This is a genomic window from Shewanella sp. Isolate7, from assembly GCF_022398425.1.
GTDB lineage: Bacteria > Pseudomonadota > Gammaproteobacteria > Enterobacterales > Shewanellaceae > Shewanella.
Genome location: NZ_JAKEVJ010000200.1, coordinates 1 through 596, shown reverse-complemented (window position 1 = coordinate 596; position 596 = coordinate 1). Strand labels below are relative to the sequence as shown.

Genomic DNA, 596 nt, shown 5'->3' with positions numbered 1-596 from the left:
TCGGTGAAGTTGTCGTTCACCGGATCAACCGTGATGGTCAGGGTCGAGGTGTCGGTGCTTGAGCCATCGGTCAGCACATARGTGATCACCGGTACCGGCCCGTTGTAGTTCGCGGCCGGGGTAAAGCTGTAGCTGCCGTTCGCATTGAGGGTAAAGCTGCCCACACCATTGATGGTGACCGCCTGMCCCAGGGTGAATGGGCCATCAACGCCGTCGATGCTGAAGCTCTGCACGCTCAGCTCGCCATCGACGCTGCTGCCATCAATCACATTACCTGTGGTGGCGCCGCTGTCTTCACCGACGTTAATGACTTCGTTTTCATCGGTGAAGTTGTCGTTCACCGGGGTGACATTAATGGTCAGGGTCGAGGTGTCGGTGCTTGAGCCATCGGTCAGCACATAAGTGATCACCGGTACCGGCCCGTTGTAGTTCGCGGCCGGGGTAAAGCTGTAGCTGCCGTTCGCATTGAGGGTAAAGCTGCCCACACCATTGATGGTGACCGCCTGCCCCAGGGTGAATGGGCCATCAACGCCGTCGATGCTGAAGCTCTGCACGCTCAGCTCGCCATCGACGCTGCTGCCATCAATCACATTACC

General features: G+C 58.2%; 1 protein-coding gene. It reads right to left on the bottom strand.

Annotation, left to right across the window (positions count from 1 at the left end; all coding sequences use genetic code 11):
• On the bottom strand, positions 1-596 hold a 596-nt coding region (locus L1D47_RS21000; protein WP_239886646.1), incomplete at both ends, for a cadherin-like domain-containing protein.